Source organism: Rahnella sp. CFA14(1/10) (assembly GCF_004195095.1).
GTDB classification, from domain to species: Bacteria; Pseudomonadota; Gammaproteobacteria; order Enterobacterales; family Enterobacteriaceae; genus Rahnella; species Rahnella perminowiae.
Map to the genome: position 1 here is coordinate 359,459 of NZ_SEWS01000002.1, position 20,914 is coordinate 380,372.

At 53.7% G+C, this 20,914-nt stretch carries 15 protein-coding genes and 1 other RNA gene; 6 read left to right on the forward strand and 10 right to left on the reverse strand.

All coding sequences use genetic code 11. The features are described 5' to 3' along the window. Window positions 1-54 precede the first annotated feature (54 nt). Window positions 55-3,930, reverse strand: a complete 3,876-nt coding sequence (hrpA, locus tag EVX52_RS05300; protein WP_129990773.1) for an ATP-dependent RNA helicase HrpA — start codon at window positions 3,928-3,930, stop codon at window positions 55-57. Window positions 3,931-4,230: 300 nt separating this feature from the next. On the opposite strand from hrpA, the gene EVX52_RS05305 reads away from it, so the two are divergent. After that, window positions 4,231-4,848 carry an FMN-dependent NADH-azoreductase gene (locus EVX52_RS05305; RefSeq protein WP_129951185.1) on the forward strand — a complete coding sequence of 206 codons (618 nt, stop codon included), beginning with the start codon at window positions 4,231-4,233 and terminating at the stop codon, window positions 4,846-4,848. 123 nt (window positions 4,849-4,971) lie between these two features. On the opposite strand, the gene EVX52_RS05310 is transcribed toward EVX52_RS05305, so the two are convergent. From EVX52_RS05310 to EVX52_RS05320, 3 genes are read right to left on the reverse strand one after another with little or no spacing between them, the layout of a single operon-like run. Beyond that, window positions 4,972-5,325 carry a YdbL family protein gene (locus EVX52_RS05310; protein ID WP_370278311.1) on the reverse strand — a complete coding sequence of 118 codons (354 nt, stop codon included), beginning with the start codon at window positions 5,323-5,325 and terminating at the stop codon, window positions 4,972-4,974. 8 nt (window positions 5,326-5,333) lie between these two features. Next, the gene (locus EVX52_RS05315; RefSeq protein WP_129951184.1) at window positions 5,334-5,528 is read right to left on the reverse strand and encodes a YnbE family lipoprotein; all 195 of its coding nucleotides are present in this window, start codon (window positions 5,526-5,528) and stop codon (window positions 5,334-5,336) included. Next, window positions 5,525-8,251 carry a YdbH family protein gene (locus EVX52_RS05320; RefSeq protein ID WP_129990774.1) on the reverse strand — a complete coding sequence of 909 codons (2,727 nt, stop codon included), beginning with the start codon at window positions 8,249-8,251 and terminating at the stop codon, window positions 5,525-5,527. The genes EVX52_RS05315 and EVX52_RS05320 overlap by 4 nt, the downstream gene beginning before the upstream one ends. A gap of 242 nt (window positions 8,252-8,493) precedes the next feature. Here EVX52_RS05320 and EVX52_RS05325 point away from each other — a divergent pair, with 242 nt between their 5' ends. Continuing rightward, window positions 8,494-9,480: a 2-hydroxyacid dehydrogenase gene (locus EVX52_RS05325; protein WP_129951182.1), complete on the forward strand. Its 987-nt coding sequence runs from the start codon at window positions 8,494-8,496 to the stop codon at window positions 9,478-9,480. Between the two features lie 73 nt (window positions 9,481-9,553). Here the strand turns inward: EVX52_RS05325 and EVX52_RS05330 are convergent, their stop codons facing one another. The 5 genes from EVX52_RS05330 to EVX52_RS05350 form a co-directional block, all read right to left on the reverse strand. Beyond that, the gene (locus EVX52_RS05330; protein WP_129990775.1) at window positions 9,554-10,483 is read right to left on the reverse strand and encodes a metallophosphoesterase; all 930 of its coding nucleotides are present in this window, start codon (window positions 10,481-10,483) and stop codon (window positions 9,554-9,556) included. A gap of 20 nt (window positions 10,484-10,503) precedes the next feature. Further along, window positions 10,504-11,319 (reverse strand): carbohydrate ABC transporter permease, encoded by an 816-nt coding sequence (locus tag EVX52_RS05335; RefSeq protein WP_129951180.1) that lies wholly within the window; start codon window positions 11,317-11,319, stop codon window positions 10,504-10,506. Then, on the reverse strand, window positions 11,316-12,227 hold the full coding sequence (locus EVX52_RS05340) for a carbohydrate ABC transporter permease (RefSeq protein WP_129990776.1): 912 nt from the start codon (window positions 12,225-12,227) through the stop codon (window positions 11,316-11,318). Before EVX52_RS05340 ends, EVX52_RS05335 begins: the two co-directional genes overlap by 4 nt. A gap of 17 nt (window positions 12,228-12,244) precedes the next feature. Beyond that, window positions 12,245-13,525 (reverse strand): ABC transporter substrate-binding protein, encoded by a 1,281-nt coding sequence (locus EVX52_RS05345; protein ID WP_129990777.1) that lies wholly within the window; start codon window positions 13,523-13,525, stop codon window positions 12,245-12,247. A gap of 64 nt (window positions 13,526-13,589) precedes the next feature. Further along, window positions 13,590-14,693, reverse strand: a complete 1,104-nt coding sequence (locus EVX52_RS05350) for an ABC transporter ATP-binding protein (protein ID WP_129951177.1) — start codon at window positions 14,691-14,693, stop codon at window positions 13,590-13,592. A gap of 243 nt (window positions 14,694-14,936) precedes the next feature. Here EVX52_RS05350 and hslJ point away from each other — a divergent pair, with 243 nt between their 5' ends. Then, window positions 14,937-15,359 (forward strand): heat shock protein HslJ, encoded by a 423-nt coding sequence (gene hslJ / locus EVX52_RS05355; RefSeq protein WP_129990778.1) that lies wholly within the window; start codon window positions 14,937-14,939, stop codon window positions 15,357-15,359. A 57-nt stretch (window positions 15,360-15,416) separates the two neighbouring features. Here the strand turns inward: hslJ and EVX52_RS05360 are convergent, their stop codons facing one another. Next, entirely contained in the window at window positions 15,417-15,698 is a 282-nt protein-coding gene (locus EVX52_RS05360) for a DUF333 domain-containing protein (RefSeq protein WP_129951175.1), read from the reverse strand. Between the two features lie 235 nt (window positions 15,699-15,933). Between EVX52_RS05360 and EVX52_RS05365 the strand changes: the two genes are divergently transcribed. The 3 genes from EVX52_RS05365 to EVX52_RS05375 all read left to right on the forward strand — a co-directional run bounded on the left by EVX52_RS05365 (window position 15,934) and on the right by EVX52_RS05375 (window position 20,775). Next, complete coding sequence (locus EVX52_RS05365; RefSeq protein WP_129990779.1) at window positions 15,934-16,590, forward strand: MgtC/SapB family protein; 657 nt, start codon at window positions 15,934-15,936, stop codon at window positions 16,588-16,590. A 241-nt stretch (window positions 16,591-16,831) separates the two neighbouring features. Then, entirely contained in the window at window positions 16,832-20,362 is a 3,531-nt protein-coding gene (nifJ, locus tag EVX52_RS05370) for a pyruvate:ferredoxin (flavodoxin) oxidoreductase (protein ID WP_129990780.1), read from the forward strand. Window positions 20,363-20,692: 330 nt separating this feature from the next. Then, window positions 20,693-20,775: non-coding RNA, RtT sRNA (locus EVX52_RS05375), on the forward strand. Window positions 20,776-20,914: the final 139 nt, after the last annotated feature.

The window sequence follows — 20,914 nt, forward strand, 5'->3', positions numbered from 1 at the left end:
CATAAAAAAACCGCCTTTGAGGGTATAAGGCGGTTTCTTAGTGTTGAGAACCCGTTAAATCAGTTGCTCCATCGTCTGCAAAATCCTTTTATCCGAGATGGGATACGGGGTACCCAGTTGCTGGGCAAAGTAGCTGACACGCAATTCTTCAATCATCCAGCGCACTTCTTTCACTTCCTCACTTTGCTGACGCACCGGCGGCAATTTATTGAACCACTGCTGCCATTGCTGCTGGATGTGTTCTACTTTCAACATCTGCGCACGGTCGCGGTGAGGGTCCATGGCCAGTTTGTCCATCCTGCGCTCAATCGCCTGCAAATAACGCAGCGTATCCGGCAACCGTTTCCAGCCATTTTGTGTCACGAATCCACGATAAATCAGCCCGGACATCTGCGCCTTGATATCTGAAAGCGCCAGTGCCAGGGTGATATCAATTCGTCCTTTCAGCCGTTTATTAATGCTGAATACTGTCGTCAGGATCTGTTCCACCTGAATGGCGATTTGCACCACCGTATCATTCAGATTTGCGCGAACATGCTCATGTAATTTGGCAAAATCTTCTTCGCGCCACACCAGCCCGCCGGACTCTGCAATCAGTTTGTCGATGCCGCACGAAATGCAGTCGTCAATCAGATCCAGCACTTTACCGTACGGGTTAAAATACAATCCCAGTTTGGCTTTGTTCGGCAACTTCTCGTGCAGGTATTTGACGGGCGAAGGAATGTTCAGCAACAGCAAACGCCGCATCCCGCTGAGCATGGCCTGCTGCTGTTCCAGTTCACTGTCGAACAGGCGGATTGCCACGCTGTCCTTTTCATCGACAATCGCCGGATAAGCCTTCACTTCATAGCCGCCGCGCTTTTGTTCATAGCGTTCCGGCAAGGTGCCAAAGCTCCAGACATGCAGATCGCGCTGTTCGATGCCGTCATCAGCCACCGCAGAAAGCGTTTGCTGCACCTGCTCTTTCAGACCCGATTTCAGCGCAGTGAGATCCTTACCCTCACGAAGTGTTTTGTTTTTATCATCGACGATGCGGAACGTCATTTTGAGATGATCCGGGACCTGATCCCATTGCCAGCTTTCCCGTGACACTGTCACGCCGCTCATTTTACGCAGTTCTTTTTCCATCGCATCCAGCAACGGCATCTCAAACGGTTTGATGCGCCCGAGCAAGGCATCGGCGTAATTTGGTGCGGGCACAAAGTTACGACGAACCGGTTTTGGCAGCGATTTGATCAGCGCCATAATCAGATCACGGCGGATCCCCGGAATTTGCCAGTCGAAACCTTCCTCACTCACCTGATTGAGCAGAGGTAAAGGAATATGTACGGTCACGCCATCCGCATCGGTACCTGGCTCAAACTGGTACGTAATACGCAGCTTGAGGTTACCCTGATGCCAGAAATTCGGGTAATCGTGGGCGCTGATATTGCCCGCACCCTCTTTAATCAGCATACTTTTTTCAAAGTTCAGGCTGTCCTGCGGCTGCGTTTTCCACCAGGTATCAAAGTGACGCGCCGATACTACTTCCTGCCCGATGCGTTGTTCGTAGAACAGGAAGAGAGTCTCGTCATCGACCAGAATATCGCGACGACGGGATTTATGTTCCAGCTCTTCCACTTCGGTACGCAGGCGCAGGTTAGCGCGGAAGAACGCATGACGCGTCTGCCAGTCGCCTTCCACCAGTGCATGACGGATAAACAGTTCGCGCGAGACTACCGGATCGATGGTGCCGTAATTCACCCGACGCGCCGCCACAATCGGCAGTCCGTAGAGTGTCACTTTCTCCGTTGCCATCACAGCGCCCTGCGCTTTTTCCCAGTGCGGCTCACTGTAACTGCTTTTCGCCAGATGCCTGGCCAGCGGCTCGATCCATTCCGGTTCGATTCGTGCGGCAATGCGCCCCCACAGACGACTGGTTTCCACCAGTTCGGCCACCATCACCCATTTCGGTGGCTTTTTGAATAATCCGGAGCCCGGGAAGACGGCAAAACGGGCATTGCGCGCACCGGTATATTCCTGTTTATCGGCATCTTTCTGGCCGATATGCGACAGCAAACCGGTCAGCAATGCACAGTGGATTTCACGGTATTCGGCGGGTGTGCTGTTAACCGGCAGCCCCAGTTCTTTCACTACCTGTCGCAGCTGGGTATAAATATCCTGCCATTCGCGCACGCGCAAATAATTGAGGAAATCGCTGCGGCACAACTTGCGGAACTGTGCTGAAGACAGCTCTTTTTGCTGCACTTTCAGATAATCCCACAAATTCACAAATGCCAGGAAATCAGAATCTTTATCAGCAAAACGGCGATGTTTTTCATCAGACGCCTGCTGTTTATCCATCGGGCGTTCACGCGGATCCTGAATCGACAGCGCGGCGGTAATGATCATCACTTCGCGTACGCAGCCATTTTTCTGTGCTTCCAGCACCATGCGGGCCAGACGCGGATCCACCGGCAATTGCGCCAGCTGACGCCCCAGCGGCGTCAGCGTATAGCGGCCATCGACAGCACTGTTAATGGCGTTCAGCTCTTCCAGCAGACGTACGCCGTCCTGAATATTGCGTTTATCCGGCGCTTCAACAAACGGGAACGCAGCGATATCACCGAGACCCAGCGACGTCATTTGTAAAATGACGGAAGCCAGATTGGTGCGCAGGATTTCAGGATCGGTAAATTCCGGGCGCGACAGGAAATCCTGCTCAGAATACAGGCGAATACAGATACCTTCAGAAACGCGTCCGCAACGGCCTTTACGCTGGTTAGCGGAAGCCTGCGAAACCGGCTCAATCGGCAGGCGCTGCACTTTAGTGCGGAAACTGTAACGGCTGATACGCGCGGTGCCAGGATCAATGACATATTTAATGCCCGGCACGGTCAGCGAGGTTTCGGCAACGTTGGTCGCCAGCACGATACGGCGGCCGGAATGCGACTGGAATACGCGGTTCTGTTCGCTGTTCGACAGCCGTGCATACAGCGGCAAAATCTCCGTGTGCGGCAAATCGAGCCGGTTCAGTGCATCGGCAGTATCACGAATTTCACGTTCACCGCTCATGAATATCAGAATGTCGCCCATGCTTTCACGACCCAGTTCATCGACTGCGTCGAAAATCGCCTGCAACTGATCACGATCCACATCATCTGCGTCATCCACAATCGGACGATAACGCACGTCAACCGGATAAGTCCGGCCGGAGACTTCAATGACCGGCGCATGATTAAAATGACGTGAAAACCGCTGAGGATCGATGGTCGCCGAGGTAATAATGACTTTCAGATCCGGGCGTTTGGGCAGCAACTGGCGCAGATAACCGAGAATAAAGTCGATGTTCAGGCTGCGCTCATGCGCTTCATCGATGATCAGCGTGTCGTACTGCATCAGCATGCGATCTTGCTGGATTTCGGCCAGCAAAATGCCGTCGGTCATCAGCTTAACGAGGGTGTTTTCACTGATCTGATCGTTAAATCGCACTTTATAACCGACCGTGTTACCCAGCGTGGTATCCAGCTCGTCAGCAATACGGTTGGCCACGGTACGCGCGGCCAGACGACGCGGCTGGGTATGACCAATCACGCCTTTGATACCGCGCCCGAGTTCCATACAGATTTTAGGGATCTGCGTGGTTTTACCGGAACCGGTTTCACCCGCCACAATCACCACCTGATGATCACGGATGGCGTTATAAATATCGTCTTTCTTCTGACTGACCGGCAGGTTTTCCGGGTAGCTGATTTTTGGCCGCGAGGCTTCACGGGCGCTGACTTTTTTCAGGCTCTCGTTGATGGCAGTCTGGATCTCAGCACGTAACGCATCGAGTGCTTCGGGTTTATCAATCTTTCTGGCACCCTGCAAACGACGTTGCAGGCGTTGCCGGTCACGTAGCATCAGCCCGTCTAACTGCGCTGATAGTGCCGCGAGCGGTGATTTCACGTTCACAATTCCTTGTTGCATGTCAGCCGGAGGACATGGGCCGCCACCGGCTGAATCTGAATGGGTGATGAGGAAGGTTTATGCCTTACCTGCTTGCGTCTATGTTAACACAAGGGATTGAACATGCTGAAAACAGGCGTGCGATGCCTGGATTTTAAGTTGTTCAAAAAAATCGATGATAGGTCTCTAAATATTGCGCTATCACTGAATAAGCTTTGTGAATAAAGTAAGTTCCATTCCGGGGACATCGTGGTTATAAAAACCAATACCCTATGTATCACACCGTTAAGGAACTCACTAATGAGCAAAATACTCGTTCTGAAATCAAGCATTCTGGCTAACTTCTCTCAGTCAAACCAGCTGGCCGATTACCTGGTTGCGCAGTATCAGGCTGCAAACAGCGGTTCTGCCGTAACAGTTCGTGACCTGGCTGCTGATCCGATCCCGGTACTTGACGGTGAACTGGTTGGCGCACTGCGTCCATCCGATGCTCCGCTGACACCACGTCAGGAAGAAGCCCTGGCGCTGTCCAATACCCTGATTGAAGAATTGCAGGCGCATGACGTGATCGTGATCGCGGCACCCATGTACAACTTCAACATTCCTACCCAGCTGAAAAACTATTTTGATCTGGTGGCACGTGCCGGTGTGACCTTCAAATACACCGAGAAAGGCCCGGAAGGCCTGGTGAAAGGTAAACGTGTTATCGTTCTGACCAGCCGTGGTGGCATCCATAAAGACACCCCGAGTGACCTGGTTGCGCCATACCTGTCGCTGTTCCTGGGCTTCCTGGGCATGAGCGACGTAGAGTTCGTTTACGCGGAAGGCATCGCATACGGTCCTGAAGTCGCCACAAAAGCGCAGGCTGATGCGAAAACAGCAATCGATGCCGCTATCAAAGAACTGTCTGCCGCATAATTATCGTTATCACAATCTGAGCACCCATTCACTTAAGAATCTGTCCGTTCCGCTCAGATGATGTTGTGATAAAGCTATTGCGCGCTGAAAGGCGCGCTTTTTTTTGCCCTGTGTTTCCCCCGTTTACTTTTGCAACCACTGCCCGTTGATGCCCCGGACATATTCGCCCTTACCGGCTCTGGCGACCAGTTTTTGCCCGGCCAGTTTAGCCACATCCTCGGTGCTGACGTTGTTGTCCCGCGCAACTTGGGTGTATTGCTGCTTGCGGGCGTCGTTGATTTTTACAGCAAGTGCGACACTTTCCGGGTCCTGTTTAAGCGGAGCCAGATAGCCAGACAGCGTTTCACCCACGCGCCCCTGCTGTTTGGCTTCACTGAGCGTTAACGCGAATGCCTGGCTGCAAAACAGTAATCCGCTGATCAGCCACATCAGGCTGATTTTTTTAATGCCGTTCTTTTTGATAAATAGCCCGGACATACGTGCTCCTAGAATAAATCACTTTGATTTTTCAGCAGATCTTCCACATCTTTATCCACTTTAATATGAATTTCGTGTTCAATTTTCACGTTCATGTTGATGGTGATCGGCTCTTTCGGCGCGGCCAGTTCGATACGTGGCACACAGCCGCTGAGCATCATTACGCAAAGCACCATGCCCGGGCCGACAAGTCGCAATTTCATTGTTCCTTCCTCACTGTTGGATCCTTTTTCTGTCCCGCTGCGGGCGGACGTTTTGACAGCGCATCAGCAGGCAAAGACATCTGCTGTTGCAGCCACTCCTGAAGATTGTCGCCAAAACGCAAACTGCGCCAAAGCTGATAGATATTTTCCTCATGGGAATAATTGAGGACGATTTCACGTTTTTCTTTGTTGCCACCGTGCGTCGTGTCGGTGTAATTCACGCCGTCAACTTTGGCCTTCATGGTCAGCACACCAAGATTATCCAGGCTGACCCGCGCATCGGAACGGCTGATTTCCAGATACCGCAGCAGGCCAATTACCATACTATTGGCGAAATTACCGCTGGCCATGGCATCGGCAAACTGCGGATCGAGGCGCAGCGTCAGGCTGCCGTCGTTTTTGATCCAGCCGTTATGAATGATCCATTGCGGATTTTCCACATACAGCGGCAGCTCACCATAAATCACCCCCGACATCGCCAGTTGCTTAGGCTTAAGCGCCGTAAACAGTTCGCTGAGATTGATTTTTTCGAGCTTCAGCACTGCCGCATCATGTTGCGGCATGCGCAGCGCCGACAGGCTGAGATGGCCGCGCAACATATCAACGCCCAGATTGCTCAGGGTCAGCGGCGATTGTTCACTCCACGGATAATGCCCCTGTAAATCGGCCGTCACGTTCTGCATTTTGACCAGATTATTCACTTCGCCGATACGCAGCGTCACCGGCTTTTTCACGCCAAGCTGCCAGACCTGGTCCTGAAGGCGGTACGGCAGGCTGAAATCCAGCCCGCTCAGGTCGCCGTCTTTCATCCAGAAGCCACCGTTTTTCACCACCCAGTGGCCACCGGCCACAAACCCCTGACCACGGGCAGCCGAAAAAGCCGACTGTGCGTAGAAGGTTCCTTCACGTAATTTGATGTTCAGATCGGGTGTGAGCAGCGTCTGGAATGCCGTCAGTTGTTGTTTCGGCCACCAGCCTTCACCGCGCAGCCTTTCGCCGTCCCAGCGTCCGTTGAGTCGGATCGGGCCGATCGGTTTGGCATCCAGCATCCCGCGCATCATGAAACTGTCCGGACTGTCGCCGCTGAGCTGTAACGCCAGCGTGGCAGGCGGCAGGTAGCCTCCGTTCGCCAGCGAAATCTTCCTGGCCACCAGCCTGATGTCCCCCTTAAATGCCGTCGGCATATCAGGATACTGCGGTTTGAAGCGGGCGGAGGGCGGACGTTTCCAGAGTAAAGGGTGTACAAGCGTAAGACGTGGGGCATCGACATCCACCAGCCCGTAATGCAGGCGGTCAAAGCCGGTCGAGAGCGAATTAATGCTGATCAGATTATCATGCCACTGGCCTTTGCCGGACATGTCCCAGCGGCCATTGAGTGGCGGCAGATGGCCATTGCCCCAGTAATTGAAATTCCACAGTCCGACATCCGGCCAGAATGCCAGCGACTTGCCGCTGAGATGCAGATCAAACGCGCCCCAGAAACGGTGACGGGCTTTCAGGATCGCCTGTAACGGCCCGCTCACGCCCTCTGCGGACACTTTGACCCCTGCCAGCGGCCATCGCGCATCGCTGATGGTCAGTTCCGGCGTCGGCTTACCCCATGCACGTAACAGCGAACCACTGCGCAACGAAAGCGTCGGGTTCAGCAGCGATCCGCTGAGCTGACCGGGCAATGACGCACTCAGGGACGTGGCCTGGAGATTTGCCTGACCGGTCAGGCGAAAGCCTACATCGCTGTCGAGTAAACCGATACGTCCCGGCCCGAGTGTCAGTACCACGTTGGCCTTGCCGTTGTGGCCCTGCGTCAGCACGTTCAGCCGGGCGGTGATGTTGGTCTGATCAAACGCCGGTGACCAGTCGCTGAGCGTCAGGTTTACGCCCCCGGCCAGCGGTTGTGTGCCATAAGGCCAGCGCCATTGTCCCTGCGTGATCTGTAATTCATTATTGTTCAGTTTCCAGGGCAGCATCGCCAGAGGCTTATCGCTGCCCTTTTCGGCCAGCGTCAGTATGCCTTCGGTTGTCTGCCAGCTCAGCGTAATATCCAGCGGCTGAGGCACTTGTGCCGTCTGCATTTCGGCATGCAGTTCGCCGGATTCAGGCAACTGATCGAGATTCGCCGGAAGCAGCAGTTTACCGCTGAGCATCACCGGCTGCGGGCTGCCCGGCGGTGTCAGGCTGAATGAACGGATGGCAAGCTGAAGGTTGCCGTCAAGTTCGGCCTCAAGTTTCAGGGCATCGCCGCTGGCCGACAGATGCTGTACGCCGTCAAGATTGGTGATCTGAACATTGGCGGCGTAACGTTGCCACGGCGTTACGGAAAGCTGACCAATGCTGACGCTGCCGGCAGGCAGCATGTTTTGAATGTCTGAGAGGGAAAACGTTGTCTGACTGTCGTTTTTGGGCAGTTTTGCCAGACAGGCGGTGTCGACCGTCAGTGCATCGAGCTTCAGCGCCCAGCGACCGGTGTCGTGACTCAGACGGGCATTTCGCGCCGTTGCAAGGGTGCAGTCGCCGGCCAGATAGCGCAGGCCCGGCAATTGCAGATTACCGCCGGACCAGCGCGGCGTCCCCTTCAGCACCAGTTGTGTTCCGCCAGGCAGCCAGTGGCTGGCGATAACCGGTAACCAGCGCGGCACAGTTTTCCATAACACCCACAGCAGCAGCGCCATAATCACCACTATACTCAGGAGTATCTGCGCGCCTTTCTTTAGTCCGTTCCTCATGACTTGCCTTGTCTTATGCTTCACTAAAAGGTCTAAACGCCCGCAAGATATCATAATTAGCGTAATAACTGATGACAGGAATGCCAGGACGCCTGAATCAAATAGCACAGGATAAATTGTCTGCCTTCCTGCGCTCTGCTAGTTTGGTAACATATTGCGAATAGTTTCTGAAACTGTTTATTCCTTATAAAACATGCAGAAAGCATTTCGCCAGAGATTCAAACTCACTGCGGAGAAACACCATGAAAGTGGCTGTCTACAGTACTAAAAATTACGACCGGAAATATCTGGAACTGGTCAACGAACACTATGGCTATCAACTGGAATTTTTCGATTTTTTGCTGACCCCGCAAACGGCGAAAACGGCGGTAGGTGCCGATGCAGTCTGCCTTTTCGTTAATGACGATGGCAGCCGCGAAGTACTGCAGGAACTGGCGTCTCTGGGGATAAAAACGCTGGCCCTGCGTTGCGCGGGTTTTAACAATGTCGATTTAGACGCCGCGAAAGAACTGGGGATTTCCGTTGTCCGCGTACCGGCCTATTCGCCGGAAGCGGTGGCCGAGCATGCAGTGGGTATGATGATGTGTCTTAACCGCCACATCCATCGCGCTTATCAGCGCACACGTGAAGCCAACTTCTCGCTGGAAGGCCTGATCGGTTTTAATATGTATCAGCGCACCGCAGGTATTATCGGTACAGGTAAAATTGGCGTGGCTACGATGCGTATCCTGAAAGGTTTCGGCATGCGCATTCTGGCGTTTGATCCGTATCCAAGCCCGCTGGCACTGGAGCTCGGTGCGGAATATGTTGATCTGGATACGCTGTATGCAGAATCTGATGTCATTTCCCTGCACTGCCCGCTGACGCCGGAAAATCATCATCTGCTCAACGCAGAAGCGTTCTCTAAAATGAAGGACGGTGTGATGATCGTCAACACCAGCCGTGGCGGATTGCTGGATGCCACCGCCGCTATCGATGCCCTGAAAAAGCAAAAAATCGGCGCGCTGGGTATGGACGTTTACGAGAATGAACGCGATTTATTCTTCGAGGATAATTCTAATGAAGTGATCCTTGACGACGTTTTCCGCCGCCTGTCGTCCTGCCACAACGTGCTGTTCACCGGCCATCAGGCCTTCCTGACCAGCGACGCGCTGACCAGCATTTCAGAAACCACACTGATGAATATTGATCAGCTGGCGAAAGGGGTGGCCTGCCCGAATCTGCTCTGATCGCATTATCCGGTCAGGTGTCTGAGGCTCACTCAGGTGAGCCTTTTCTTTTAGCATTACTGCCGAAGCGCATTCAGCGACTCAGCACCCGGCTGATTTCCGTGCCGTAACCGGTGAGGGTCAGCACATCATCAGCCAACGTGACCGAGGCAAATGGCAGGCTGCTTTCCCCGTCGACCATGCCTTTGAGGGTAATAAAATCCGTATTATCCACACGGTCGTAGCCACCCCGGTGATCGTGGCCGGCGAAGTAAGCACGAACGTCGTAACGGCACAGCAATTCCACCAGCGTTTCGCAATTCCACAAGTTGTGGCTGTTAACCGGTGTCAGCGGGTAATGACCGAAAACCAGTACGGCCTCGCGCTGCTCACGCGCTTCATGCAGATTTTTCTCAATCCATTCAAGTTGTTTCCGCCCGACAGCACCGTTCCACGGCTGCGCCTGTGACTGCTGGCATTCGGTCAGTTCTGCCAGCATATATTCCGCTAACTGACGGTCATCGCCATTGGCGTGGTTGCAGTACAAACTGACGTCGTTACCGTCGATGATCAGGAAACGATAACCCGGCAAACTGAAGGAATAATAACTTTTCGGTAAGCCGAGGGCCGGTTTCTGCGCCCCGAGATGCTCGGAAATAACCTGTGCGTCGTGGTTGCCGATCACCGCCGCATGCGGGTGACGAAGCGCGTCATAACGGGCAAGAACGGCCTGAAAACTGCTCCAGTCTCTGTCCACCAGATCGCCAAGGGTGACGACAAAATCGAGTTTGAGATCATTAAGCTCATTGATGGCGGTGGCCAGTTTATTCAGGCTGTTGCGGTAGTAACGGATTTTCTCTGGTTCAGCATCGGCGTATTGCGGGTCAGCAATCAGCCCGAAGCGCAGCCTTGCGCCATTGACCAGCGCGTCGTGGACTTCCGGCAACTGATAGAGCGAACTGACATTGCCCAGTGCCTGTTCCTGCCGTTCAGATAATAAAGGGGATAACGTGGACACGGTCATAATATTCTCCTGTCGGGATCTTACCGGATCCCTGCCCGCATAAAAGATTGAACAAACTGACGCTGAAATATCAGGAACAGCACCAGCAGCGGTAACACCGTCATCAGGGTGGCGGCGCTGATCAGCGCCCATTGCACGCCCTGCTCCGGCGCAGAAAATAACTGCAATCCGACCGTGACCGGCCGCACTTTGACTGAATCGGTGATCACTAACGGCCAGAGGAAATCGTTCCAGTGGAAGCTGACGGATACCAGCGCGAAGGCGACGTAGATCGGTTTCGCCAGCGGAATGTAGATTTTGCGCAGGATATAAAACCGGCTGGCACCTTCCACCACCGCCGCTTCTTCCAGTACCAGCGGGATACTTTTAAACGTCTGGCGCAGCAGGAAAATGGCAAACGCCGAGGCAAAATACGGCAGCGCGATGCCCGCCAGCGTATCGCGCAACCCGAGCGCACCAATGGTTTTGTAGTTATTCAGGATCAGCACATCGGGGCTTATCATCAGTTGCAGCAGGATCAGCGCGAAGATAAGCCCGGCACCTTTGAGTTTAAACCGCACCAGGGCATACGCTGCCAGTGTTGCCAGAATCAGCTGACAGACCACAATCATCAGCACCAGCAAGGTGGTATTCATAAAGTAGCGGGCAAACGGTGCCGCCTGCCAGGCATTAATGAAATTCTGCAAAGTGAGCGGCGCAAACAGTGAAAAACTGCCCTGCACCGATGCCGGATGAATAGCCACCCAGACCGCGACCAGCACCGGTAAAAACCACAGTAACGCCGCCAGCCAGATAGTGAAATTCAGGATCAGACGGCTGAAAGAAAATGGTTTCACTGATAGTGCGTCCTTTTATCCAGCAGGTTGAATTTAATCAGCGCGATAACGGCCAGGATCACCAGCAGTACCACAGTCATTGCCGACGCGGCCGGTAAATCCCAGTAACTGAATGCCGTGCGGTAAATGTAAAACAGCAGCAAGCTGGTGCTGTTGTCGGGTCCGCCGTTGGTCATCGCAATCACCTGATCGACAATCCTGAAGGCATTCATCGAGGCGTTGATCAGCACGAATAATGTGGTCGGCATCAGCAATGGCCACTGCACCCGCCGGAAGAAATAGCGGCGCGATGCCCCTTCGATTTGTGCCGCTTCAGCCAGTCGCGGGTCGATTTGCTGTAATGCGGCCAGATAGAAAATCATGAAGAATCCGGCCTCACGCCAGACTGAAACCGCCATCAGGCTGTAAAGTGCCGTACCCGGCTCGCCCAGCCAGTTGACCGCTGGCAACGAAAACAACGCCAGCATTTTGTTAAGCAAACCGAGCTGAGGCGTATAGAAAAACAGCCACAGATTGGCAATCGCCACCATCGGTAACAGCGAAGGAATAAAGAAAGCGGCGCGGGTCAGAGCATTCCCCCGCAGACGGCGGTTTACCGCCAGCGCCATCAGCAGCGCAATCGCGACGGACAGCGGAATGGTGATCAGGGCGTACAGTAAATTATTGCGTAATGACAACATAAACACATCGTCATCGAGCAGCGCACGGTAGTTATCCAGTCCGACAAACTGCGCCGGATGCCCGCTGCGGGCAGCGCTGAACAGGCTTTCCCATACCGTTGCCAGCGCCGGATAGTGGGTAAATAACAGCAGAAATCCTAAAGCAGGCAACACCAACAGATAGCCATAAAGTTGTAATGACAACCCGCGTGTGCGGGTGGCCGGAAGGACCGCGTGAAATGTGCTCATGCTGTTCCTTTTTATCCTTACTGATAAGGTTTCAGCAGCCGGTCAGCCTGTTTCTGCGCCGAACTCAGCGCCTCGGCTGGCGTTTTTGCCTGCGTGACGGCAGCTTCAATCGCGTGGTTCATCAGTTCCTGGATTTGCACACTGTTATAAGTTGAAAGTTCCGGCTGTGAATATTTCAGCTGTTCGCGGGCCACCAGTGCCTGCGGAACCTGTTTCACATAATCCTGCATGACCGGGGTTTCCCACGCGGCAGGCGATGTCGCGACATACCCGGTGGCGATGCTCCAGCGCGCGGCCTGCTCCGGAGCGGAAACCCAGCGGATAAACGTCAGCGCCGCTTTCTGTTGTTCCGGCGTAGTGTTTTTGAAGACGTAAAGATTGCCACCGCCGGTCGGGCTGCCACGCTGCGTTTTCTCCGGTAGCATCGCTACGCCGAAAGGGAATTTGGCATTTTCACGCACGGTAGTCAGGTTGCCGGTGGTCGTGACCATCATCGCGGTTTTACCGTCGATAAAGTCCTGCGGCGTGGTGCCCCAGGCAATAGTACCTTTCGGCGAAACCGCTTCCTTCTGCGCCAGATCAGTCAGCCATTGCAGGGCTTCTACGTTGGCTGGCGTGTCGAAAGTCACCGCCGTACCTTTACCATTATCCAGATGGCCGCCGTTGGTGGCTGCAATCCCCTGGAAATTCCAGTAACCGTTTGGGGTGGAAGGAATTTCAATGCCCCACTGCTTCACCTGAGAACCGTCATGTACGACCAGTTTTTTACCGAAATCGACCACCTGCTGCCAGCTGGCAGGCGGTGTGTCGCCATTCAGACCGGCCTTCTCAAACGCCTGTTTATTCCAGTACAACACGACCGTCGAACGCTGGAACGGAATGCTCCACACTTTGCCCTGAATATGGCGGATAAAGGCCGGATAAAAACCGTCGATCCATTGTTTGCCGTCCGCGTCATTCGCCAGATCGCTGACTGGCAAAATCGCGCCCGCGTCGATCAGGGAATATGCTTCGATATCGCCGATTACCGCGATTTGCGGAGCATTGCCGCCACGAAATGCAGTAAGCGCTTTGGTGACCGTCGTGGCGTAATCACCGGTATAGACCGGCTGAATGCTGATATCAGGATGCGTTTTCTGGAAATCTTCCACCAGCGTATCCACCGTGTGACTGATTTTCCCACCGACAGCAATCGGGTAATACATTTGGAGTTTCACCGGATCTGCTGCAAAAGCAGAGGTGCTGGTGATGAGCAGAACGGCGGTAGCAAGACGTGAAAAACGGTGAACAATAGACATAATTTTCCCTTCGGCAATAGGCGTTGTATGAGTCAGAAAAATAAATAACTGCAAAAAATGACAACTACACGGCAACTCTCTGATCTGACTGCAAACAGGATTGCTCAGCGTGGAAGCAGCGTTTTCCGTCTGCTGTGATGAAAAAATATTGTGCGCCCGTGGTCCATTGCAGCCCGATTCTCTGGCCGTCGGCAAAACGTTTCATGCCCGCAACTTTCACTGTCAGCAGCGCCGGATAGCCGGTCAGTGCGCAGGCCACCAGGGTATCTGCCCCCATGTATTCATGGCTGACCACCTGCGCGGTCAAACTGGCGTGTTCAGGCGAAATCAGCTGAATATCTTCGGCTCGCAGGCCAAGACTCAGATCGTTTTCATTAAAGTTTTCCACCACGGGCAACGGCGTACCGGCAAGATAGTGATGCTGCCCGCGGCGTTCGAGCGGCAGAATATTCATCGGCGGCGCGCCAATAAATTGTGCGGCAAAAATACTGGTCGGGTTGTTGTAAAGGTTATCCGGCGTGTCGTGCTGTTCAATACAGCCGTCGTTGAGCAGGATGATTTTGTCGGCCATGCTCATCGCTTCTGTCTGATCGTGGGTGACATATAACAAGGTCAGGCCGAGCTTTTTCTGAATTGCACGGATTTCGCGGCGCATACTCTGGCGCAGTTTGGCATCAAGATTAGACAGCGGCTCATCCATCAGGCACAGCCTGTTATTGGCGATCACCGCCCGGCCCAGCGCCACGCGCTGTTGCTGACCACCGGAAAGCTGCGCAGGTAACCTGTCGAGCAGAGGTTCCAGTTCCATCAGCTTGCTGACATCCGCCAGCCGCGTCGCAAAATGCCGCTTGTCTTCACCGCGTGCGCGCAATCCGAATAGCAGATTTTCGCGAACATTCATGTGCGGGAATAATGCATAAGACTGGAACACCATCGACAGCTTGCGCTGAGAAGGCGTCAGCGTGGTGACATCAGATTGCTGAAAATATAACGTGCCGCTTTCTGCTGTTTCCAGCCCGGCAATGGTCCGTAGTAATGTCGATTTTCCGCAGCCTGAGGGACCGAGTAAGGCAATAAAATCACCCTCTTCCACATCAAAGCTGATGTCATTGAGTGCAATTTTTGTTCCCCAGGATTTCCGGATATGACGGAGTGATAAAAAGCTCATGCCGCGATGCATCTCTCTGAACCATGATGGGCATAACCTAGCGGGCTAAAATGACGTTTTTATGATGGGAAGATGACGGGATAAAGACGGACAAGGTTTTAAGCTCCTTCCCCTTCGCAGGCGAGGGAGTTAAGGGCTTAAAATTCTCATTCATTCACGCTATAATGCTCCAGAAAATATCGCATAAGTCAGTTGAATGTATCGACATGGCAAGCACCAAAGGAATATTTCTCAGGAGAGAAGATGAAAAAGTCACTGTTTGTTCTGGCCGCCGCAATAACTCTGGGGGCTTGCAGCATGAATCAGAACACTGGCGTTAAACAGACTGATCTGCAGCATCACCGTTTTGAGTTGCTGAGCGTAGATGGGCAGACTGTCCCTGCTGCGCAAGGACGCATTCCGGAAATTGAATTTGGCTCAAACATGCACATATCCGGCAAAATGTGTAATAACTTCCTGGGTCAGGGTCAGTTGCATAATAATGTACTGACCGTAAAAGGGCTCGCATCCACCATGATGTTATGCCCGGATGAAAACCTGAATAAATGGGATCATGTGATCAGTGATGTGCTCAATAACGGTGCGGCGCTCACCTTGCAGGATAGCAAGCTGACCCTCACCCAGGGCAAACACCAGTTGGTTTATCGTTTGAAAGACCGGATGTAAACGGGCAATTTGCTGCCGCGTTAAATGCAAAAACGCCAGACGGCTGTCTGGCGATTATCAGGCTTTACACACGCCCTGCATCAAAGCACTTTCCGAGCACTGGCGACCGTTGGCCAGCGAACACATACCGACGCGGCTGCCATCGAGTTGCGGCGCCATCCGTAATTGCCCGCCCGCCATTGAACAGGCTGCATAGGCCGGGCTGTCCATGTTCACGGTACGTTGCCCGATATTAACGCTGTTACCTTTTTGGGGAACATCAGCCGAATCGTCATGGCTGCTGCATGCGGCTAACACCAGCACACCGGCGGCCAGTAACACGCGAAACGCAGTGATCATCTGTACTGCTCCTGAATATGACGGTTTTTTTTGCGAGTCGCCATCATATCCGACGTTTTTCGCCTGAGTCGAGCCCTTCAGTAAAATAACATCAACTTTTTCCTAAAATAATCTTAAATTTAAACACTCAGACACATTTTATTTCTACGGGTTATTTCTTTGGCTAATAAAATTAACAGTAATTAACCACTTTTTCCCCTGCATTGTCTGGAAAATATAATGATAAGGAGCTTGTATGCTGACAGACTTTTTACTTCGTATTGCCCTCGCCGGTGCCCTGGGCGGCTTAATTGGTATTGAGCGTCAGTTACGTGCCAAAGAGGCCGGTCTGCGTACTCATATACTGGTAGGGATTGGCAGCGCTATGTTTATGATTGTATCGAAATACGGCTTTGCCGATATTCTGATGCAAACTCACGTCAGCTTTGACCCGAGCCGTGTGGCGGCACAGGTGGTCAGTGGCATGGGGTTCCTTGGCGCCGGAACCATTATTATTCAGAAACAGATTGTGAAAGGTTTAACCACCGCGGCCGGACTCTGGGTGACCGCCGCCATCGGGCTGGTGATAGGTAGCGGACTCTATGAAATCGGCATCTATGGCGCGTTCATGACATTAATTGTGCTGGAGGTTTTCCGCCAGATCAGCAACCACTGGGTCGGACATCACCATTTAATTGAAATACGTCTGCTGCCGGAAAGTGTGCCGGTGGTGTTACTGGAGTTACAAAAAATGCGAATTCGTCCGGGCCATATCAAAATTAATCAGCGCGACGAAGATGACAGTAAATGTGAACTGGTTCTGGATGTGATCCTGCGGCCGAAACAAAGTGTGGATAAATTGTATGAAGCGCTGATGTCGGTGAAAGGAATAAAACGTATCGATATTAATTAATCCCCTCGGGCATTTCTTCTGTACCCTATTTAGCCGCTGTCTCAAACCGGTTGAAGCACAGCGGCTAATAATAATCCCAGTGCCTGTGGTCATTGCGTAACCACTTCAAATACCAGCTGAAATAGCCCTGCACACAATCAGGATAAATCGATTAATCCGGCCTCTGCTAAGCTTTTAACATTCTCGCCAGCAAAACGACTTTTCCGCTGGCCGCCATTATGAGCAAAGCAAAAGGTATTCCATGATCACCACTGATGGTAATAATGCAGTCGCTTCCGTGGCTTATCGCACCAATGAAGTGATTGCTATCTACCCGATCACGCCCAGTTCAACCATGGCCGAAATTGCGGGAGCCTGGTCAGGCGAAGGAAAGAAAAATCTGTGGGGCGATGTCCCGGCCGTCATGGAAATGCAGTCGGAAGCCGGTGCGATTTCTACCGTCCATGGCGCGTTACAAACCGGCGCACTGTCAACCTCGTTCACGTCGTCGCAGGGTCTGTTGCTGATGATCCCGACGCTGTACAAGCTGGCCGGTGAGCTGACGCCGTTTGTGCTGCATGTGGCGGCGCGTACCGTGGCAACCCATGCTTTGTCAATTTTTGGTGATCATTCTGATGTCATGGCCGTGCGCCAGACTGGCTGCGCCCTGCTCTCTGCGGCCAGCGTGCAGGAAGCGCAGGATTTTGCGCTGATTTCTCAGGTTGCCAGTCTCAACAGCCGCGTACCCTTTATCCATTTCTTCGATGGTTTCCGTACCTCACACGAAATCAACAAAATTGCGCCGCTCAGTGATGACACCCTTCGGCTGATGTTGCCGCAGGCGCAGATTGACGCCCACCGCGCCCGCGCGCTGTCACCGGATCATCCGGTGATCCGCGGCACCTCGGCTAACCCGGACACCTATTTCCAGTCCCGTGAAGCCACTAATCCTTATTACAATGCTACCTGCCAGCACGTTATCGACGCGATGAAGGCCTTTGCTGCCCTCACCGGTCGTGAATATAAGCCGTTCGAATATATCGGTGATCCGCAGGCTGAACGGGTGATTGTGCTGATGGGTTCCGGGATCGGCACCGCAGAAGAAGTGATTGAAACCCTGATGGCCCGCGGCGAGAAAGTGGGCGTGCTGAAAGTGCGGCTGTACCGGCCATTCAGCGCTGAATATTTGTTATCTGTGCTGCCGCAAACGGTAAAAAGCATTGCCGTGCTTGACCGCACCAAAGAACCGGGTGCGCTGGCAGAACCGTTATACCTTGATGTGATGACTGCGCTGGCGGAAGCGTATTCGCGTGGCGAACGTGATTCACTGCCAAAAGTGACCGGCGGCCGTTACGGCTTATCCTCAAAAGAATTCGGGCCGGATTGCGTGCTCGCCGTGTTCCGTGAACTGTCACTCAGCCAGCCGCGCCCGCGTTTTACCGTCGGCATTTATGACGACATCACCGGCTTGTCGCTGCCGGTCGCAGAAGAAGAGTTACCACAGCACGCGTCGCTCGAAGCCCTGTTCTACGGGCTGGGCAGCGATGGTTCCGTGTCGGCCACCAAAAACAATATCAAGATTATCGGCAACAGCACGCCAATGTACGCACAGGGTTATTTTGTTTATGACTCTAAAAAGGCCGGTGGCCTGACGGTGTCGCATCTGCGCGTCAGTACAAAGCCGATCAAATCCGCCTATCTGGTGAGTCAGGCGCATTTTGTCGCCTGCCATCAGTGGCAGTTTATCGATTTGTACCAGATGGCAGAACGTCTGCGTCCGGGGGGCATTTTCCTGCTCAATACCCCGTTCAGCGCCGGTGAGGTCTGGTCACGTTTACCGCTCGAAGTACAGGCCACACTGCTTGAGCGCGGGGCGCGTTTCTATGTGATTAACGCAGCCAAAATCGCCCGCGAATGTAAACTTGGTGCACGCATTAATACCGTCATGCAGATGGCGTTTTTCCACCTGACACAGATTCTGCCGGGCGATGACGCGCTGAAAGAATTGCAGGGCGCGATTGCCCGCAGTTACCGCAGCAAAGGTGAAGAGATCGTGACCCGCAACTGGATGGCGCTGGCCGCCACGCTGGAAGAACTGGTCGCCGTGCCGCTGCAACCTGTTCCTGAAAATCCCCGCAAACGTCCGCCGATTGTGTCCGACGCAGCACCGGATTTCGTCAAAACCGTCACTGCCACTATGCTGGCAGGTCTTGGCGATGCGCTGCCGGTCTCGGCCTTCCCGCCGGATGGCACCTGGCCGACCGGCACCACCCAATGGGAAAAACGTAACATTGCCGAAGAAGTGCCGATCTGGAAGCCGGATTTGTGCACGCAATGCAATCACTGTGTCGCCGCCTGCCCGCATTCGGCGATCCGCGCCAAAGTGGTTCAGCCGGAATTTATGGCAGACGCCCCGTCTGCGCTGCAATCGCTGGATGTGAAATCCCGCGACATGCGCGGTCAGAAATATGTCTTGCAGGTCGCACCGGAAGACTGCACCGGCTGTAATCTGTGCGTTGAAGTCTGTCCGGCGAAAGACCGTCAGGATCCGTCGGTCAAAGCCATTAATATGGCGGATCGCATCACCCATCTTGAAGAAGAACGCGCCAGTTACGATTTCTTCCTTAAACTGCCGGAAATTGATAAAACCACGCTGGAACGTATTGATATCCGCACCTCTCAGTTGATCACCCCGTTGTTTGAGTACTCCGGTGCCTGTTCAGGCTGTGGTGAAACACCTTACATCAAACTGCTGACTCAGCTTTATGGCGACCGTTTGCTGATCGCTAATGCCACCGGTTGTTCCTCTATTTATGGCGGTAATCTGCCCTCAACGCCTTACACCACCAACGCTGATGGCCGTGGTCCGGCATGGGCAAACTCTCTGTTTGAAGACAACGCCGAGTTCGGGCTGGGCTTCCGCCTGACCGTTGATCAGCATCGCCGCCGCGTGCTGCGTCTGCTGACTTCACTGGAAGAGCATATTCCGGCTGACGTGCTCGGCGGACTGCGCGATGACACCTCCGCACCGGAAGTGAAACGCGGACATGTCACGGCGTTGCGTAAAATTCTGGCAGATATCGGCACACCGGATGCGCGTCAGTTATCAACGGATGCGGATTATCTGGTAGACAAATCCATCTGGCTGATTGGCGGTGACGGCTGGGCTTATGACATTGGTTTCGGCGGGCTGGATCATGTGCTGAGTCTGACCGAAAACGTCAACGTACTGGTGCTCGATACACAATGTTATTCCAACACCGGCGGACAACAATCGAAAGCCACCCCGCTCGGCGCAGTCACGAAATTCGCTGAGCAGGGTAAACGCAAATCGCGCAAAGATCTGGGGGTGAGCATGATGATGTACGGTCATGTGTATGTCGCGCAGATATCGCTCGGTGCCCAGCTTAACCAGACCGTCAAAGCTATACAGGAAGCCGAAGCGTATCCGGGGCCGTCGCTGATTATTGCGTACAGCCCGTGTGAAGAACACGGCTATGATCTGGCGCTCAGCCACGACCAGATGAAACAACTGACCACCACCGGTTTCTGGCCGCTGTACCGCTTCGATCCGCGTCGCGTGGAAGAAGGTAAACCGGCACTGACTCTCGATTCCAGACCGCCATCCGGCGGGCTGACCGATACGCTCAATAATGAGCAGCGGTTCAGAAGATTAAATGCCCAACAGCCGGAAGTGGCAGACATGTTGTATGCGGCGGCGGAGAAAGAGTTACAACAGAAATATGACTTTTTGGCCATGCTGGCGGGGAAGAAGACCGAATCAGAGTCTTGAGTCTTTTTTCTCAACTTCAAGTTCAAAGTCGTGGGCGTCGGCCCACACCGACTTGGGGGCGGCTTATCGCCGCCGCCCCCAAGACCCCCGGGCTCTTTCACTGCGCGCTCCGCTGGAGGCTATGTTTCAGCGGGCGCGGTGATAGCCGCAAAATTCCGCCGCTGCGCGGTGCCCTCCCATCGGGTTACAACCCGCGCAAAATACCGCGCGGTTTTCCACCTCTCGTCCGGCGTGATTTTGGAACCGGCCTCTGGCTTCTACTGCGCAACTTAACTGATTGTGGTTTTAAAAAAGCTGAAGGCGATTCAGAAATCTTGCTGAACGGAGCGGCTTCGAGACCTGTGGCTCGGGTCGAGCTATGCGAGACAACGTCACGAAGTGACGGCCCGAAGGGCGAGGCCACAGGCCGAGTAACACCGAGAGAAGGCACCGCGCAGCGGCAAGATTTCAAGCCTGTCACTGCGGTACCTGAAACATAGCCAGCAAGCGGTAGCGGGCAGTTAAAAAAGCGCGGAGTCCAGAGGCCCGCGCGTTACCGGGTCTCTGGTCGGT